General features: G+C 59.1%; 15 protein-coding genes and 1 pseudogene. 3 read left to right on the forward strand and 13 right to left on the reverse strand.

Annotated elements, in window-relative coordinates; translation table 11 throughout:
* Positions 1–7: 7 nt before the first annotated feature.
* Together pgl and zwf are read right to left on the reverse strand one after the other, a co-directional pair.
* Positions 8–721, reverse strand: coding sequence for a 6-phosphogluconolactonase (gene pgl / locus AB4O35_RS28175; RefSeq protein WP_065873546.1), 714 nt, complete (start codon positions 719–721; stop codon positions 8–10).
* Positions 708–2,174: a glucose-6-phosphate dehydrogenase gene (gene zwf / locus AB4O35_RS28180; protein ID WP_065945862.1), complete on the reverse strand. Its 1,467-nt coding sequence runs from the start codon at positions 2,172–2,174 to the stop codon at positions 708–710. Before zwf ends, pgl begins: the two co-directional genes overlap by 14 nt.
* Before the next feature lie 219 nt (positions 2,175–2,393).
* Between zwf and AB4O35_RS28185 the strand changes: the two genes are divergently transcribed.
* Positions 2,394–3,254 carry a MurR/RpiR family transcriptional regulator gene (locus tag AB4O35_RS28185; RefSeq protein ID WP_170039859.1) on the forward strand — a complete coding sequence of 287 codons (861 nt, stop codon included), beginning with the start codon at positions 2,394–2,396 and terminating at the stop codon, positions 3,252–3,254.
* Positions 3,255–3,368: 114 nt separating this feature from the next.
* Here AB4O35_RS28185 and AB4O35_RS28190 read toward each other — a convergent pair whose 3' ends face one another.
* The 8 genes and pseudogenes from AB4O35_RS28190 to AB4O35_RS28225 all read right to left on the reverse strand — a co-directional run bounded on the left by AB4O35_RS28190 (position 3,369) and on the right by AB4O35_RS28225 (position 12,370).
* Positions 3,369–4,214, reverse strand: coding sequence for a D-hexose-6-phosphate mutarotase (locus AB4O35_RS28190; protein ID WP_065873549.1), 846 nt, complete (start codon positions 4,212–4,214; stop codon positions 3,369–3,371).
* Positions 4,215–4,316: 102 nt separating this feature from the next.
* On the reverse strand, positions 4,317–5,663 hold the full coding sequence (locus tag AB4O35_RS28195) for a carbohydrate porin (protein WP_015885551.1): 1,347 nt from the start codon (positions 5,661–5,663) through the stop codon (positions 4,317–4,319).
* A gap of 84 nt (positions 5,664–5,747) precedes the next feature.
* Positions 5,748–6,908 (reverse strand): ABC transporter ATP-binding protein, encoded by a 1,161-nt coding sequence (locus tag AB4O35_RS28200; protein WP_065873550.1) that lies wholly within the window; start codon positions 6,906–6,908, stop codon positions 5,748–5,750.
* Between the two features lie 6 nt (positions 6,909–6,914).
* A pseudogene (locus tag AB4O35_RS28205) lies at positions 6,915–7,757 on the reverse strand (carbohydrate ABC transporter permease); the annotation flags it as partial.
* The gene (locus tag AB4O35_RS28210; protein WP_003175732.1) at positions 7,750–8,658 is read right to left on the reverse strand and encodes a carbohydrate ABC transporter permease; all 909 of its coding nucleotides are present in this window, start codon (positions 8,656–8,658) and stop codon (positions 7,750–7,752) included. The pseudogene AB4O35_RS28205 and the gene AB4O35_RS28210, both read right to left, overlap by 8 nt.
* 178 nt (positions 8,659–8,836) lie before the next feature.
* Positions 8,837–10,123 (reverse strand): ABC transporter substrate-binding protein, encoded by a 1,287-nt coding sequence (locus tag AB4O35_RS28215; RefSeq protein ID WP_065945883.1) that lies wholly within the window; start codon positions 10,121–10,123, stop codon positions 8,837–8,839.
* 103 nt (positions 10,124–10,226) lie between these two features.
* Positions 10,227–11,486, reverse strand: a complete 1,260-nt coding sequence (locus AB4O35_RS28220; RefSeq protein ID WP_065945861.1) for a D-mannose isomerase — start codon at positions 11,484–11,486, stop codon at positions 10,227–10,229.
* Between the two features lie 113 nt (positions 11,487–11,599).
* Complete coding sequence (locus tag AB4O35_RS28225) at positions 11,600–12,370, reverse strand: hypothetical protein (RefSeq protein WP_065873553.1); 771 nt, start codon at positions 12,368–12,370, stop codon at positions 11,600–11,602.
* 180 nt (positions 12,371–12,550) lie between these two features.
* Here AB4O35_RS28225 and AB4O35_RS28230 point away from each other — a divergent pair, with 180 nt between their 5' ends.
* Positions 12,551–13,375, forward strand: a complete 825-nt coding sequence (locus tag AB4O35_RS28230; protein ID WP_065873554.1) for a hypothetical protein — start codon at positions 12,551–12,553, stop codon at positions 13,373–13,375.
* Positions 13,376–13,445: 70 nt separating this feature from the next.
* Here AB4O35_RS28230 and AB4O35_RS28235 read toward each other — a convergent pair whose 3' ends face one another.
* From AB4O35_RS28235 to AB4O35_RS28245, 3 genes are all read right to left on the reverse strand, one after another.
* Positions 13,446–14,273, reverse strand: a complete 828-nt coding sequence (locus tag AB4O35_RS28235) for an ATPase (protein WP_065873555.1) — start codon at positions 14,271–14,273, stop codon at positions 13,446–13,448.
* Between the two features lie 114 nt (positions 14,274–14,387).
* Entirely contained in the window at positions 14,388–15,386 is a 999-nt protein-coding gene (locus AB4O35_RS28240; RefSeq protein ID WP_065881028.1) for an NAD-dependent epimerase/dehydratase family protein, read from the reverse strand.
* Between the two features lie 52 nt (positions 15,387–15,438).
* Complete coding sequence (locus AB4O35_RS28245; RefSeq protein WP_065873557.1) at positions 15,439–16,332, reverse strand: LysR family transcriptional regulator ArgP; 894 nt, start codon at positions 16,330–16,332, stop codon at positions 15,439–15,441.
* 105 nt (positions 16,333–16,437) lie between these two features.
* Between AB4O35_RS28245 and AB4O35_RS28250 the strand changes: the two genes are divergently transcribed.
* A complete protein-coding gene (locus AB4O35_RS28250; RefSeq protein ID WP_065873558.1) occupies positions 16,438–17,037 on the forward strand; it encodes a LysE/ArgO family amino acid transporter in 600 nt (199 codons plus the stop codon).
* Positions 17,038–17,095: the final 58 nt, after the last annotated feature.

Below are 17,095 nucleotides of genomic sequence, written 5' to 3' on the forward strand. Positions count from 1 at the left end.
CCTTGGCTCATGGGCACCAGTAAATCTCTAATGTAGGCTGCAAAAACGCGCGAATCGGCATGGCAGCGACATCGTCACTGGCCAGCGCGGCGCTCAAGGTGGTCAACTTCGAACTGCCGGAAATCGACAGTACGGTGTAGTGGGCAGTGGCAAGCAGCGCGCGACTCATGGTCAGGCGCTGATGGGGCACGGTCGGCGCCAGCATCGGCCAGCAACGGCGGGTACCGTCGGCCTGCAAGGCTTCAGTCAGGTTCGGGCTGTTGGGGAACAGCGATGCGGTGTGGCCGTCATCGCCCATCCCGAGCACCAGCACATCGATGGCTGGCAACTCGCCCAGCAGGCGATCAGCCTGCTCGGCAGCGTCTTCAAGGTTGGCCGCGGCGCTGTACAGGCTGAGAAACTTGGCCTTGGCCGCCGGGCCCTGCAGCAGGTGTTGCTTCAACAGGCCGGCATTGCTGTCGGCGTGTTCCACCGGCACCCAGCGTTCGTCGGCCAGGGTGATGGTGACCTTGGACCAGTCCAGGCCTTGCTTGGCCAAGTGCTGGAAAAACGCCACGGGGCTGCGGCCACCGGACACCACCAGGGTCGCTTCGCCACGGGCACTGATGGCTCCGCGCAGTTGCTCGGCCACATCATTCGCCAGGCCTTCCGCCAACAGCACCGGCGTGCGGTACTCGTGGGGGATTACGCCCTGCGGCAGTTTCAATTCAGATATCGCCATACCACGACCTCCCATCCCGCGTGATCAGTGCAATTGAGCTCATCGGCCCCCAGGAACCCGCCGCGTACGGCTTGGGCGCATCACCAGATTTTTTCCACCCGGCAATCAACTGGTCACACCACTTCCACGCGGCTTCGATTTCATCTTTGCGAACAAACAGGTTCTGATTGCCGCGCATGACTTCCAGCAACAACCGCTCATAGGCATCGGGAATCCGTGCGCTGCGGTAGGTGTCGGAAAAATTCAGTTGCAGTGGCCCGCTGCGCAGTTGCATGCCTTTGTCCAGGCCCTGCTCCTTGGTCATCACGCGCAAGGAAATACCTTCGTCCGGTTGCAGGCGGATGATCAGTTTGTTGCTGATCTGCAAGCGCTGCTCGGGGGCGAAGATGTAGTGGGACGGTTCCTTGAAGTGGATGACGATCTGCGACAGCTTTTGCGGCATCCGCTTGCCGGTGCGCAGGTAGAACGGCACCCCGGCCCAACGCCAGTTGCGGATATCGGCACGCAGGGCGACGAAGGTTTCTGTGTCGCTCTGGGTGTTGGAGTTGTCTTCTTCCAGATAACCCGGCACTGGCTTGCCAGCGCTGTAGCCGGCAATGTACTGGCCGCGCACCACTTGGGTGGTCAGGCCGTCCGGGCTGATGGGCGCCAGGGCCTTGAGCACCTTGACCTTCTCGTCGCGGATGCTGTCGGCGGACAGGTCGGCCGGCGGGTCCATGGCGATCAGGCAAAGCAGTTGCAACAGGTGGTTCTGGATCATGTCGCGCAACTGGCCGGCCTTGTCGAAGTAGCCCCAACGGCCCTCGATACCGACCTGCTCGGCCACGGTGATTTCCACGTGGGAAATGTAATTCTGGTTCCACTGGGTTTCGAACAGGCTGTTGGCGAAACGCAGCGCGATCAGGTTCTGGACGGTTTCCTTGCCCAGATAGTGGTCGATGCGGTAGGTGCGGTTTTCCGGAAAATACTGCGCCACGGCGTCATTGACCTTGCGCGAGGACTCCAGGTCCGAACCGATTGGCTTTTCCAGCACGACGCGGGTGTTTTCCGCCAGGCCGACCTTGGACAGGTTTTCGCAGATCGCGCCGTAGACCGCTGCAGGCGTAGCGAAATAGGCGATCAGACGCTGCTCGGTGCCGGCGATTTCCGCCAGGGCCACGTAGTCATCAGCCTTAATGAAGTCGACGTGAACGTAAGTCAGGCGCGCGAGGAAACGCTGGGCGATGGCTTCGTCCAGTTCCTTGCCGACGTATTTGCGCAGTGCTTGCTCGATGTGGGCCAGGTGCTGTTGCTCGGAACCGGCTTCACGGGCCAGTGCCAGGATGCGCGTGTCGTCGTGCAGCAACCCGGCGCCATCGAGTTGATAGAGAGCAGGAAATAACTTGCGCAGCGCCAGATCACCCAAGGCGCCAAACAGGGCAAAGGTGCAGGGTTCTACGGTTATCGAAGGCATGATGTTTGTTCTTTTATCAAGTTAAGCTACAAATACCTTTTTTCAAGGCATCACTCAAGGAAAAATGTAGTAATAACCACAACATTTTCCCGAAATACGCATTGCGAGTGGTGGTGTTCAGCTACCCTCAGTAGGATAGGCCACCGCAAAAGACCACTCATCGATTGGTCGCCACCTTTTATTTGCATCGTCGCCCGAAGGAAAGACTGAATGGACCGCGTGCGAAATCTTCTGGAACAGATCCGGAACCGCCTCGAAGAATTAAACAAGGCCGAGAAAAAAGTCGCCGAGGTCATCCTGCTCAACCCGCAGCAGGCGACCCGCTTCTCCATTGCCGCCCTCGCCCAGGCTGCCTCGGTCAGTGAACCGACGGTCAACCGTTTCTGCCGTTCGTTCGGCGTGAGCGGTTACCCTGAACTGAAATTGCAGCTGGCGCAAAGCCTGGCCAGTGGCGCGGCGTATGTCAGCCGCGCGGTGGAGGCCGATGATAACCCTGAGGCCTACACCCAGAAAATCTTCGGCAGCGCCATCGCCTCGCTGGACAGTGCCTGCCAGGCGCTGGACCCTGCCCTGATCAGCAAAGCCGTGGATTTGTTGATCCAGGCACGGCAGATCCACTTCTTCGGCCTGGGCGCTTCGGCCCCGGTGGCCATGGATGCGCTGCACAAGTTCTTCCGTTTCAACTTGGCTGTTACCGCCCACGCCGACGTGCTGATGCAGCGCATGATCGCCTCGGTGGCGCACACAGGCGAGTTGTTCGTGATCATTTCCTACACCGGGCGTACCCGTGAGCTGGTGGAAGTGGCGCGGATCGCACGGGAAAACGGCGCTTCCGTGCTGGGCGTGACGGCTGAGAATTCGCCGCTGGCCAAGGCCAGTACGGTAAGCCTGAACATTCCGCTGCCCGAAGACACCGACATCTACATGCCGATGACCTCGCGGATCATCCAATTGACGGTGCTGGATGTGTTGGCGACCGGCATGACTTTGCGTCGTGGCGTGGATTTCCAGCCGCATTTGCGCAAGATCAAGGAAAGCTTGAATGACAGCCGGTATCCGGTGGGCGATGAGTTTAACTAAACACACATTTGAGGTGGCACTACTGGCCTAATCGCGGGCAAGCCCGCTCCCACATTTGGAATGCACTCCCCTGTGGGAGCGGGCTTGCCCGCGATGGTGCCATCAGCCACACCGTTAAACCCCGGCTCTAGCCTGCAAACTCAAATGCGCCCTCTCCCCCGGCGCCAAACTGGCCCCGGCCATCGCCGACTCCACGCACACAAACCCCGACGCCTCGTTAAAGCTCACCCCCAACAGCGGCCGGCTGCCGGGATGCCACACCACCGTGTCAGCGCTGTCACCCGTATCAATGCACAGTTCACGCTGCCAGGCGTGATCCTTGAGCTGCAACTCACCCTCGTGCTGGAACACCCGCTGGCACCCGCCCTCTACCCTTAGCTCACCTTCCTGCTGGCAAACCTGGCGATTGAGCTGGTCGTAACCTTGCGCGCCATCAAGCCCAGACAGCGCTACCTCATCAACGTGACCAATACGCCAATAAGCGTGCAAAGCATGGCTCAGCTGGCACGGGAGCTCGTCCTGGTGCTCGGTGCTCAGGCGCAGTTCCAGGGTCTCCCCGAGGTGCGCGTGCAGGTCGACCTGCCAGTCGCACAACTGCAATTGCCAATGCAGGCGCACGCCCTCATCGTCGGTGCTGCTGTCGAGCAGCTTCCAGTCGATCAGCCGCGCCCAGCCATGGGACGGCCACGCATTTTCGCTCGGGTGGCGGCCATACCACGGCCAGCACACCGGTACGCCACCACGAATGGCACCGACCTGTGGCCATTTGGCTGCACACCACAGCCAGGGTTTCTGGCCACGGGGTTGGAAGTGCAACAGCTGCGCGCCCTGACGACTGAACACCGCCTGGCACAGCGGATGGTCGATCACCAACACGTCGCGCATCTGAAAGCGCTCCCAGGCGAACACCGGACGCTCGCGCAGGGATTTGAAAAAGCGTTGCAGCGGTTGCTCATGCATGTGCCACGGTCCTGAATATCTTCACAATGCGACCCAAAAAAAAGCGGATAGCCATGGCTACCCGCAAAATGCGCACAGAGAGAGGAGCTTATCGCAACAGCGTTAGAACGTAGACTGAATTTTCAGACCCGCCACGAGCGCGTTGTCGACTTTATCCACGCCGCCAGGCTGGACGACGTATTGCAGGTTAGGACGCACGGTCAGCCAGTTGGTAACGTGGAAGCCGTAGTTGATTTCGAAGTTGTACTCGGTCTCGCGAATGGGCGAGAACAGCGCATTGTCGTAATCATTCACGCCATTGGCGACGTTCAGCAGCTCAGCGTTTTTCTTCACGTCATCGTTGACGTGCAGGCGAGCAGCACCAATGCCGACGTCATCTTTTGGACGCGCGTCGAATGGGCCTTTGTACACCAGCATCAACGACTGATAGTTGTCGACCAGGTTGGTCTCTTTGTCGTGGAAGGTGGCGTTGGCCGCGATATTCAAGCCGCGGGAAGCGTCGCCGTTATGCGTGGTGAGTTGCTGTTGGGCAACAAACCAGTAGCCTTTCTTGCTGCTGCGGGTACGGTACGCGGCGCCAGTGGTAGCCGCATCGTTGCCGTTCACGTCTTCACGTACGTCGGCAGCATCAGCCGCGCTCTTGTAGTAACCCACACGGTATTCGCCCGGCAGGTTGTTGACCTTCGGCGACCAGACCAATTCCACCGGAATCACGGTGCCCTTGGTGCCGCTGCCGCTGAGCTTGAAGCCGTTGCCGTGCTCAAGCTGCGATGGGTTCTGGTTGTAGGCACCGATTTGCGCATACAGCTCAGGCGTGATGTTGTACTTCACGCGGATCGCGGCCTGGCTGACGGGCCAGTTGTACCAGGTGTTTACATAGTTACCGACCTGGGAGCCGCAGAACGACAGGTTCTGGAAGTCGCACGGGAAGGTGTTGAAGTCTTCGCCTTCACCGAAGTAGCCGAGTTTGACGTCCAGCTTGTTGTCGAACATCTGGTGCTGAATCCAGAACTGGGTCAGACGCACCATGTGGCCACGGCCGTAGACTTCCATCGACGAACTGAGCGTGCCGGCACGTGGGTCGCCGATGCGGTCGTTGGAGATGTTCTGGCCATTACGGTTGGTGAACTGGATCTTGGCCTGGGTGTTGTCCCAGCCCCACAGCTTTTGCAGGTCCAGCGCTACGCCCAGACCGAACTGGTCAGAGTAACGGCCGGTCCTGTCGTCGTTATAGCCGCCGCGCAGGTTGGCGCCCATTTCCCCTACGTAGTCAGCCTTGATGTCGATACCTTGCTCGATCAGCTTGGTACGCTCACCACCCCAATCGCCGGTCATCCACTTGGAGTCGGCACTGAATGCATCGGCCGCCATCGCATTGGCGGACAAAACCAGGGCTGCTGCAGCTGACATTTGGCAGATCAGCCGAGTGTTGTTGTGTTGCTTTTTCATCCCTACATCCTCGTCTTTATTGTTATTAAACTGTTTTTATCTAACGCGGGTTACTTTTTTATTTAAAACAACAACTTAGCTGCTTCAGCGGCCTTTGAATTGGGCCACGTTGTCGGCATGCCCCTGTGCGGGCAATGAAGAAGCAGTGCCTAGGCGTTCGCCAGTGTTGGCGTCGAACAGCAATACCTTGGCCGGATCAAATTGCAGGGTCAGGGTCTCGCCGACCTGGGGCGCCACATCCGGCGCCAAACGGCAGCAGACCTTGGTGTCATTGAGCTGCACGAACACCAGGGTGTCCGGACCGGTCGGTTCGGTGACCTGGACTTCAGCGCGAATGCTCGACGAACCGTTGCCCTCACCCGCCGCCAACACGATCTGCTCCGGGCGCAGGCCCAGAATCACATCACGGTCCTCCAGGCCTGCGTCGTTCATGCCTAACGGCAATTCGCAACGGGCCTGGCCGCTGTCGAGCAGCGCGACCAAACGACCTTCCTTGCGTTTTAGGCGCATAGGAACGAAGTTCATTGGTGGTGAACCGATAAAGCTTGCCACAAACAGGTTGGCCGGGTCGTTGTAAATTTCTTTCGGCGTGCCGAATTGTTGGATGATGCCGTCCTTCATCACCGCCACTTTGTCGCCCAGGGTCATCGCTTCGATCTGGTCGTGGGTCACGTAGACCGTGGTGGTCTTGAGGCGCTGGTGCATCAGTTTCATTTCGGTGCGCATCTCAACGCGCAGCTTGGCGTCGAGGTTGGACAGCGGTTCGTCGAACAGGTAGATCTTCGGCCGGCGCGCCAACGCACGGCCCATCGCCACACGCTGTTGCTGCCCGCCAGAGAGCTGGCCCGGCTTGCGGTTGAGCAGGTGTTCGATCTGCAGCAGCTTGGACACGCGCGCCACTTCAGTGTCGATCTCGGCCTGGGGCATCTTGCGGATCTTGAGGCCGAACTCGATGTTCTCGCGCACGCTCATGGTCGGGTACAGCGCGTAGGACTGGAACACCATGGCGATGTCGCGATCCTTGGGGCTCATGCCGCTCACGTCTTGATCACCGATCATGATCGCGCCGCCGGTGATGGTTTCCAGGCCCGCGATGCAGTTCATCAGCGTGGATTTGCCGCACCCCGAAGGGCCGACCAGGATCAGGAATTCGCCTTCCTTGATCGACAGTTCGATGTTCTTCAAGGTGTCGGGCAGGCCGGCGCCATAGGTCTTGTTTACATTGCGAAGTTCAAGCGTAGCCATGATTACCCCCTTGACCGCGCCGGCCGTGAGGCCGCGCACGAAATACTTGCCTGCGATCACATAGACCAGCAGGGTCGGCAGCCCGGCGATCATCGCCGCCGCCATATCCACGTTATATTCCTTGGCCCCGGTGCTGGTGTTGACCAGGTTGTTCAGCGCCACCGTGATGGGTTGGGAGTCGCCACTGGAGAACACCACGCCGAACAGAAAGTCGTTCCAGATCTGGGTGAACTGCCAGATCAGGCAGACCATGATGATCGGGGTCGACATCGGCAGGATGATCAGGCGGAAAATGGTGAAGAAACCGGCACCGTCCAGGCGTGCCGCCTTGATCAGCGCATCCGGAATGCTCACGTAGTAGTTACGGAAAAACAGCGTGGTGAACGCCAGGCCGTAGACCACATGGATAAACACCAGGCCGGTGGTGGTGCTGGCGAGGCCCATCTTGCCGAGGGTGAACGAGGCCGGCAGCAGCACGGTCTGGAACGGCAGGAAGCAGCCGAACAACAACAGACCGAAGAACAACTGCGAACCCCGGAAGCGCCAGAACGACAACACGTAGCCGTTCAACGCACCGATGGCGGTGGAGATCAGCACAGCGGGAACGGTGATCTTGATCGAGTTCCAGAAGTAGCCATCCACGGTGGCCCAGGCCTTGACCCAGCCGATGCCGCTGACCACGGTCGGCCAGCTCAGCAGGTTGCCGGTGCTGATGTCTTCCGGGGTCTTGAAGCTGGTCAGCAACATCACCACCAGCGGCACCAGGTACAGCAGCACGGCGAGAATCAACACCGCATAGATCGCGATGCGACTCAGGCTGATGGGCGATTTGGAGACGAGACTAGTCATTACGTTTGGTCCTCAGCTCGGAGTAGAGGTAAGGCACGATGATCGCGAGGATCGCACCGAGCATCAGGATTGCACTGGCCGAGCCCATGCCCATCTGGCCACGGCTGAAGGTGAACGAGTACATGAACATCGCAGGCAGGTCGGACGAGTAGCCGGGGCCGCCAGCCGTCATCGCCGCCACCAGGTCGAAACTCTTGATCGCAATGTGCGCCAGGATCATCACCGCACTGAAGAACACCGGACGCAGGCTTGGCAGCACCACGCTCCAGTAGATGCGCGGCAGGCTTGCGCCGTCGATCTGCGCAGCGCGGATGATCGATTGATCAACGCCACGCAGGCCCGCAAGGAACATTGCCATGATGAAGCCCGAGGCTTGCCATACCGCGGCGATCACCAGGCAATAGACCACGCGGTCCGGGTCGATCAGCCAGTCGAGACGGAAGCCTTCCCAGCCCCAGTCACGCAGGAGTTTGTCCAGGCCCATGCCCGGGTTGAGCAGCCATTTCCAGGCCGTACCGGTGACGATCATAGAGAGCGCCATCGGGTACAGGTAAATGGTGCGGATGAAGCCTTCGCGACGGATTTTCTGGTCGAGGAAGATCGCCAGTGTTACGCCGATCACCAGGGTGATGCCGATAAACATCCCGCCAAACAGGGCCAGGTTCTTGCTCGCGACCCACCAGCGGTCGTTGTCGAACAAACGCTCATACTGCGCGAGACCCGCCCATTTGTAGCTTGGCAGGAACGTAGACGTCGTGAACGACAGTACAAACGTCCACAGGATGTAGCCGTAGAAGCCCACCAACACGATGAACATGCTGGGCGCAAGCACCAGTTTGGGTAGCCAGCGCTGCAGTGCATCGAACGGCGAGGCTTTGCTGAAGACAGCAACAGAACTCATGGGGAAATCCAATACAGGGAAAAAGGACCAGCCAATAAACCTTGTGACGCTGGCTTTGTGGGAGCGGGCTTGCTCGCGAAGCAGGCGACGCGGTGTAACCGTTACACCGCGGTGATGCCTTCGCGAGCAAGCCCGCTCCCACACAAGCCCGGCTCCTACAAAAAGCCGCTACCTGGCCTTACTTAGCCGACTTGATCGCAGCGCCGAGTTTCTTGGCGGTGTCGGCCGGGTCAGCTTTCGGGTCGTTGATGTAGTTGGTCACGACGTCAAAGAACGCACCTTGCACAGCCAGGGTCGTGGCCATGTTGTGCGCCATGCTTGGCTGCAGGCCGCCGGTCTTGGCGTCTGCCAGGAAGTCCTTGGCAGCGGTCTGGGCGCACGAGTCGAAGCCGTACGAATCCATTTTGGTCAGCATGTCGTTACGCACAGGGATCGAACCCTTGTTGATGCTGAACACTTTCTGGAAGTTTTCACCCAGCACGACCTTGGCAATATCCTGCTGACCCGCCGCAGTGCCTTTGTCTTTCTGCTTGAACACCGCCAGGGAGTCGATGTTGTAGGTGAAGGCTTTGTCGGTGCCTGGGAAAGCTACGCACTCGTAGTCCTTGCCGGCGACTTTCTTGGCGGCGGTCCACTCGGACTTGGCCCAGTCACCCATGATCTGCATGCCGGCCTTGCCGTTGATGACTTTGCCCGCTTCGAGGTTCCAGTCCTGGCCTTTGCCGTCGACGTCCATGTAGGTCGCGACTTTCTTCAGCTCGGTCAGCGACTTGACCATTTCCGGACCGGTCAGTGCAGCGTTATCCAGGTCGACCAGGGCTTTCTTGTAGCCATCGGCCCCCATCACCGACAGGACGACGGCTTCGAAAACGGTGCTGTCCTGCCACGGCTGGCCACCATGGGCGAGCGGAATGAAGCCCGCGGCCTTGAGCTTGTCGCCCGCTGCGTAGAATTCTTCGAGGGTGGTTGGGTTCTTGGTGATGCCGGCTTTCTTGAAGACTTCCGGGTTGATCCACAGCCAGTTCACGCGGTGGATGTTGACCGGTACGGCAACGTAGTCACCGTCGTACTTCACGGTGTCGGAGACTTTCTTGTCGAGCAGGGAGTCCCATTTTTCGTCTTTGGCGACAGATTTCAGAACGTCGGTGTCGAGCAGGCCGGTGGACGCCCATTCCTGGATGTCGGGACCTTTGATCTGGGCAACGCCGGGCGGGTTGCCGGCGACCGCGCGGCTTTTCAGCACGGTCATGGCCGTTGCGCCACCGCCACCTGCGACGGCACCGTCTTTCCAGATGAAACCGTCTTTCTCAACTTGGGCCTTCAGGACATCTACAGCCGCTTTTTCACCGCCCGAGGTCCACCAATGCACAACTTCAACCGTCCCTTTCGAGTCGGCGGCAAATGCACTGAGGGGAAACAACGAGACAATGGAAATAGCTACGGCGAGGCGATTAATCGCGTTCATCTGAATACCTTTCTTGTTGTTATGCATGCAAGTCTTAAGCTTGCGCTGCACGGAGTTTAAACATGGATTTTTGAGGCGCAGGTAACAAAGGGATGCACAAATGTCACCAACTGGTGACATAACACCCAGCCCCGATGGCACTGGCCATACTCGGTGCCAAGGGCAGTGCAGGCAGCACGACCGCTTGCCAAGCATGGTACAGGTCTGGCTTGCCGCCCCAGATGTTGCTGCTGGGTTGGTTGTGCGGGCTGAGTTCGTGGTGCCAACTGCCGTGGAGACGATCGATAAAGTGGGCCTCGCAAAACTCCCAGAAGCGCCGGTACCACGTTTCGTAGTGCAACTCGCCGGTACGCTTGAGCAGCGCCTGGGCAGCGGCGCTGGCTTCGGCGTGGGTCCAGTGCAGGCGTTCGCGCACCACCGGGCGGTGGTTCCAGTCCAGCGTGTAGACGATGCCGGGGGCGCCATCCACGGACCAGGCATATTCGCAGGCGCTGGCGAACAGGCCCTTGGCGTCGGTCACCAACCATTCTGGTGTGACGAGCCCGGCTTGCAGGCGCGCTGCCTCCAGGTGCAGCACCAGCCGCGCCCACTCGAAGCCGTGGCCGGGCGTGATGCCGTAGGGGCGGAAGCCGTCGGCGGGGTTGTCTTCGTTGTAACCGAGCAGCGGTTGCCAATGCGCGTCGAAATGCTCGATCACCATGAACTGGTTACCGGCGGCGTGGGTGTGGATCACACGCTCGACGATCCGCAGCGCGCGGTCCAGCCAGCGTGTATCGCCGGTGACATCGGCCAAGGCGAGGAAGGCTTCGGTGGCGTGCATGTTGCTGTTGGCGCCGCGGTAGGCCTCGACGCCGCTCCAGTCTTGGGCGAACGACTCAAGCATCACGCCCTCCTCCTCGCTCCAGAAAAACTGGTCGATGATATGGATGGCGTCGTTCAACAGGTTTTGTGCGCCGGGAGCGCCGGCTACCACCGCCGAGCTGGCGGCCAGGGCGACAAAGGCGTGCAGGTAAGCAGCCTTGCCACGGTTGCCATCGATGGCCTGGGGTGCGGCGAACCAGCCTCCGTGCTCAGCGTCGCGCAGCGGGCCACTGAGGGCTGCGACACCGTGTGCGACCAACTCGGCATACCCTGGCAAACCCAGGGCGTGGGCCATGGCAAAGCTGTGGGTCATGCGGGCGGTGTTCATGGTTTCGGCGTGGGCATTGGCCGGCAGTTGGCCTTTGTCGTCGAGGTTGCCGAAACCGTCAGGCAGTCGAGACGCCTTGGCGAATGCCAGCAGACGCTGGCCTTCGGCGGCAAGCCAAGCGTGATGGGCAGGCGCGTTCAGCCAACTGCTGGCAGGCAGTGGTTGCGTGGTCATGGGTGGCCCTTATTATTTTTTGTGGGGTGACCGGAGTCTAAACAAGGGCGCGGTGGGGGCATGTAACGAAGGGGATGGGAAATGTCACCGAGTGGTGACATTCAAGATTCGCATCACTCCCCACACTTGACCCTTGGAAACCGCCATTCAACTTGATGTTGATCAATTGAGACCTTTTCAGGTATCAAAACGCTACCGGACGGTAAGAACAACACCTGACCTACACCGTTGAAAACCGCGCCATTACAATGGTACTTACTGCTGAAATCAGCATACAACGCCACGTGTATGGCAAGCTCCCGCGCCTGCAATGTTACAGCATTGGCAGTTCCCATGAGCATGCTGACGCCTAGCAACAGTAAAATGCCGCCCGCAAGTTTCCGAAAAAAACCCTTGGCCGATTGCTCTTCGTTTATGAGCACCAGTAACAGCCACAGTGGTACGTAGAAGATCATGCCCGTCAGCAGCACTAACGCGAACACCAACACCACATTCTTGAAAAAATATACGATAGCAAGAGCAGTAACCGCCCAGGGAAAATTCCCGGCCGCCTCGGCAAATACCTGGTTCACCTCGCTGGCGGCCCATATGTACGCCAACGCTCCGTAGAACGTTACCCCGACGCCAATGACAGCCTTGCCCCAGACCGTATCGGAAAGTTTTTTATATAGAATATTTTCGGTCAGCAGCATTACGATCAAAGCAAAAGGAACAAGCAACGTGCAAAGCAGGCTGAGGAAAATGATGGGCGCGGGCAACTCAAACCAGACAGACAGGCCTACTAAAATATAAACAAGAATTAAACAGAGTGTGAATTTTGCAACGGTGTGCTTCAACGCTTGAAGCCAGACCCAGCATTCAGACAATTTTGTTTCAAATGACATTCGCATCAATTCCTTTTTTTGCGCAAAACTAATAACGTAATTACCACTTTACAGGTCATTCATCGACCCATGAGCGCGCGATTGTATTTATGATGCCCGCCCAGAGCAACGTGTCACCACCGACGCGTCCGTTTCAAGCGTCGGAACCCATCACTCAACTGCCGCAAACAAAGGACTGACATGCAACAACACACCACAACGACGAAACTTTCTTCCGGCAGCATATTTTATAATATTGGTTTAGGGCTTGGCATTGCCGGACTGGTCGCTCAACTAATATTCCAAAAGATTTGGCTGACAGAGACACTTATTCTTTGCGCAGGTGGATTATTCGGCATCGGCTACCTCACCTTTTTGTTCAACTTCATCAAGCATCGCTGGGCTTCATCCTTCGGCAAGGTATACCTGACTGTCGCCCACACCGCGATATTCTTTATTGCGTTTATACCTGCGCGCTGGTGTGTATCCAGCGTGATGGGGCTTCCAGCACAGGATTTCGATATAACGGTCAGCGTGGTCAGCGCACTGATTTATCCCAGCCTTTGGTTAATGGCTGCTTCCCTCATTATTCTATGCAATGCCTTAGTTGCGATACTGTTAGGCGTTCTCGTCCATATTTCCACGTTTCCAATTATTGACGACATCTTCAGGCTGTTAGCCCTGGCCTTTCCTGATGGGTCAGCCAAGGCCTTCATGCAGGCCGGCCGAAGAGAGTTCGCAGGACGCATGATCAAACACTGGGCGGGCGCTATCGTGGTGTCTCTTGTAATGAGTTTCGCGGGCGCTTGGCCGATGCAGGCGCTGGTGACCTATAAACAGCCGATAAAATGGATCGCTATCGCTGCCGATTATCAGCAAGCAGACCTTATGCCCGGAATCGAGCAAGACACCCGCTACCGCTTGCACGAGAATGGAGTGGTCTCCTATGCCAGCTTTGCAGACTGGCAAGTCTCAATCCGCGTTTCAATGGTCGGCAAGCCGATGGCACCCTTGATAACAGAATAGGAAGGGATTCTCGAGGCCGCTCGCCACAAGAGCCACTCCCCCGCCAGAGTGGCTCGACTGATTACTGAGGTTATTGCGTCGGCGTTGCGATCTGTCGTTGCAGGTTCTGCACCTGGCTCTGCAACGTGGTGATGTTGCGCGTGGTCTGGATACGGAACACGTCGAACTCTTTATTGGTTGGCGCGTCGCTGTTGGCCGGCTGGTTATCCTGCGCGCTTTTGAGCACTACCAGATCCTGCTCGATCCGGGCGATGGCCGCACTTGGGTTGCCCTGTTTCTTCAACGCGGCCACGTCAGCGGAAAGCTCCTTGATTTCGGCATCGCGCTTACCTGCGTCACCTTGCGCCGCCTTAAGCGTCGCCACGGCGTCGGTCAGGGCCTGGACCTGGCCTTGCAGCTTGCTGTTGGCGTTGGAGAGTTCAGTGGTGCTGGCCGTCATTTGCGCCAGCCGCTTATCCAACTCGGTGGCCTGGCCGGCCACGCCGACCTGCTGTTTGCCCTGCTCCAACAACTGGCTTTCGAGCTGCTTGATCTGCAGTTTCAACGCTTCGCTGCCGTTGTTGACGCTGGCTTCACTGGCCACCACCTTGCCGGAAATATCCTGCAGGCGCCCCGCCGCTTCTTCGCTGATGCGCGCAAAACTTTCCTGGGTGGCAACCAATTGCTGGCCCATCAGGGAAATCTGCTGGAAGCTCCACCAGGCCAGGCCCGCAAAAGCGATCAGCAGCGCGCCGATCAACGCCCATAACGGGCCGGTGCTGGCGCCCTTGACCTTGACTACCTTCGTGTTGCGCGAACGCACCGAGGTGGCCGGGGTCGGTTCGAAATCATCGTCATCCCCGACATCGGCCCGCAGGCTGGGAACGTTGTCGAAGTCGTCTTTAGCATCGTTGCGCATGAATCAACCCTGAATCGGTGAAATGGCGAGCGACGGGAGTATAAACCGCCTTCCCGGCGCACTGGTCGACCTGGAAGGCCAGATTCGGTTCCCCAAGTGTTGCCTGTTGTGTGCTCACTTGAACCCTGGGTCCTGGGCCTTCCACCAACTGCAGAACTCGTCGAGGGCGGTCCACAGGCTGACCTTGGGCTCGTAGTCCAGATAATGCCTGGCGCGGCTGATGTCTAACGTGAAATCTTTGTTCATGACTTGCATGCCCAGGCGCGACAATGCTGGCTCCGGACGCCCGGGCCACATCGCGCAGAAGGCCTCGTTGAGGGCCGCCACGCTGTAGGACAAACCGTAGGACCGATACCGCGTTACCTGCGGCAACTCCATTTGGCGCATCACGTAGTTCACCACATCCCACACCGGCACTGGCGTGCCGTTGCTGATGTTGTAGGCCTTACCCAGTGCTGAACCGGTGGCGAGCAGGCTGCTGAGCAGCGCTTCATTGAGGTTGTGCACGCTGGTGAAATCGACCTTGTTCAGGCCGTCGCCGACGATAGCCAGGCGGTTCTTGCGCTGCATTTTCAGCAGGCGTGGGAAGATGCTCATGTCGCCGGCGCCGGTAACGAAGCGCGGGCGCAGGGCCAGCACTTCGAGGCCGAACTCCTGGGCGCCGAACACCTTTTGTTCCGCCAAGTATTTGGTGGCGGCATAGGGATGCTTGAAGCGCTTGGGGACTTGCTCTTCGGTCAGGCCCAGGTGGTCGCGGCCGTCAAAATAGATTGATGGCGACGACAAGTGCACCAGTCGGCCGACCCGTTGCTTGAGGCAGGCCTCGACCACGTTCTCAGTGACCTGCACGTTGCCTTGATGAAAGTCCTGATAGCGCCCCCACAGCCCGACAGCACCCGCGCAATGCACCACGGCTTCGACATCGCGGCACAGCCCGCGCACCAGGTCGGCGTCATTCAGATCACCCTGGATAAACTCGGCGCCGCGCCTCACCAGGTGTTCCACACCTTCAGCGCGCCGCCCGTTGACCCGCACGTCCAGGCCCTGCTCCAAGGCGAAACGCGCGAAGCGCCCGCCAATGAAGCCGCTTGCGCCGGTGACCAGAATCTTCATGTGTTACCCCGTGTGCTTTCGTTTTTCATCGCTGTTGCCTTGACGCGCGCCATTACTCCAACGGCACCAACCATTGGCCACATGCCTGGGCCAGGTGATCCGTCAACAAGCCCAGCAGTTGCCCGCCACTGCGCCAATGATGCCAGTACAACGGCACGTCGATGGGCTTATCTGGCAATAACTCGACCAATACGCCCTTTTCCAGTTGGTCGCGCACCTGCAATTCCGGCACCAGCCCCCAGCCCAGGCCTGCTTCTGTCAAACGGATGAAGCCTTCGGACGAAGGGCACAAATGGTGCTCGAAACCACCGTCCACGCCGAGGGACGCCAGGTAACGGTGCTGCAGGAAATCATCCGGGCCGAACACCAGTGCCGGGGTGCGCGCCAGTTGATCAGCGCGTACGCCATCCGGAAAGTGCCGGGTTATAAAAGCCGGGCTGGCCAGCGCCCGGTAGCGCATAGCGCCCAGCAACAGGCTGCGTGCCCCGGCAACCGGGCGCTCGCTGGCGCAGATGCAGGCGGCCACTTCGCCAGCACGCATGCGTTTGAGGCCCACGGTCTGGTCTTCCACCACCAAATCCAGCAGCAAATGGTGTTCGGCGCAAAAATCGCTGACGGCCTCTGCCCACCAAGTGGCCAGGCTATCGGCGTTCAACGCGATGCGCAGGCGCTCGGGCATGCCTTCCTCGTCCAGTGCCGGCACCTGACTTTGCAGGTCGCGTTCCAACAGGCGCACCTGTTGCACATGGTTGAGCAGGCGACGGCCGATCTCGGTAGGCGTCGGCGGCGTGGCCCGCACTAGCACCGGCTGGCCGATGCGCGCCTCGAGCAACTTGATGCGCTGGGAGATCGCCGATTGCGAGAGCCCCAACACTTGCGCGGCGCGCTCGAAGCCAGCCTGTTCCACCACCGCCGCCAGGGCAGAAAGCAATTTATAGTCGAACATCAGTTTCTCTAATGAGCGATCAGCAATATTTGTTTTTCTTATACAGCCTGTGCCAAGAGAATAGCCAGCATCGCTTCTCTTGGCAGCGGACACGGAGTAATCCCTATGTGGCAAAGTTATCTGAATGGCCTGCTGGTCGCGCTCGGCCTGATCATGGCCATCGGCTCCCAGAATGCCTTTGTATTGGCGCAAAGCCTGCGTCGCGAGCATCACTTGCCGGTCGCGGCGTTGTGCGTAGTGTGCGATGCCCTGCTGGTAGCCGCCGGGGTGTTCGGATTAGCGACGGTGCTGGCACAAAGCCCATTGCTGCTGGCGATTGCCCGTTGGGGCGGCGCAGCTTTCCTGATCTGGTACGGGGCTTGCGCACTGCGTCGGGCCTGTTCAAAACAGAGCCTGGAACAAGGCGACAACCTCAAGGTGCGCTCCTTGCGCGCCGTGTTGCTCAGTGCCTTGGCGGTGACGCTGCTCAACCCTCACGTGTACCTGGACACTGTTTTGCTGATCGGCTCTCTCGGCGCGCAGCAAACCGAGCCCGGCGCCTATGTGGCCGGTGCCGCCAGCGCCTCGTTCCTGTGGTTCGCCACGTTGGCACTCGGCGCGGCCTGGCTGGCCCCCTGGCTGGCGCGCCCCGCCACCTGGCGCCTGCTGGACCTATTGGTAGCGGTGATGATGTTCAGCGTGGCCTACCAATTGATCAGCGCCTGAGGAATATTCCAAAACGCTCTGGAACCTCTATCCCACACAGTTGTTGCGTGGTTTTGCC

The organism is Pseudomonas sp. H1_A03 (genome assembly GCF_054685145.1).

Bases quoted from the DNA above. Each gene is read 5' to 3' on its own strand.
- pgl (WP_065873546.1), bottom strand. From the start codon at position 721: ATGGCGATATCTGAATTGAAACTGCCGCAGGGCGTAATCCCCCACGAG.
- zwf (WP_065945862.1), bottom strand. From the start codon at position 2,174: ATGCCTTCGATAACCGTAGAACCCTGCACCTTTGCCCTGTTTGGCGCC.
- AB4O35_RS28190 (WP_065873549.1), bottom strand. From the start codon at position 4,214: ATGCATGAGCAACCGCTGCAACGCTTTTTCAAATCCCTGCGCGAGCGT.
- AB4O35_RS28195 (WP_015885551.1), bottom strand. From the start codon at position 5,663: ATGAAAAAGCAACACAACAACACTCGGCTGATCTGCCAAATGTCAGCT.
- AB4O35_RS28200 (WP_065873550.1), bottom strand. From the start codon at position 6,908: ATGGCTACGCTTGAACTTCGCAATGTAAACAAGACCTATGGCGCCGGC.
- AB4O35_RS28210 (WP_003175732.1), bottom strand. From the start codon at position 8,658: ATGAGTTCTGTTGCTGTCTTCAGCAAAGCCTCGCCGTTCGATGCACTG.
- AB4O35_RS28215 (WP_065945883.1), bottom strand. From the start codon at position 10,123: ATGAACGCGATTAATCGCCTCGCCGTAGCTATTTCCATTGTCTCGTTG.
- AB4O35_RS28220 (WP_065945861.1), bottom strand. From the start codon at position 11,486: ATGACCACGCAACCACTGCCTGCCAGCAGTTGGCTGAACGCGCCTGCC.
- AB4O35_RS28225 (WP_065873553.1), bottom strand. From the start codon at position 12,370: ATGTCATTTGAAACAAAATTGTCTGAATGCTGGGTCTGGCTTCAAGCG.
- AB4O35_RS28230 (WP_065873554.1), top strand. From the start codon at position 12,551: ATGCAACAACACACCACAACGACGAAACTTTCTTCCGGCAGCATATTT.
- AB4O35_RS28235 (WP_065873555.1), bottom strand. From the start codon at position 14,273: ATGCGCAACGATGCTAAAGACGACTTCGACAACGTTCCCAGCCTGCGG.
- AB4O35_RS28240 (WP_065881028.1), bottom strand. From the start codon at position 15,386: ATGAAGATTCTGGTCACCGGCGCAAGCGGCTTCATTGGCGGGCGCTTC.
- AB4O35_RS28245 (WP_065873557.1), bottom strand. From the start codon at position 16,332: ATGTTCGACTATAAATTGCTTTCTGCCCTGGCGGCGGTGGTGGAACAG.
- AB4O35_RS28250 (WP_065873558.1), top strand. From the start codon at position 16,438: ATGTGGCAAAGTTATCTGAATGGCCTGCTGGTCGCGCTCGGCCTGATC.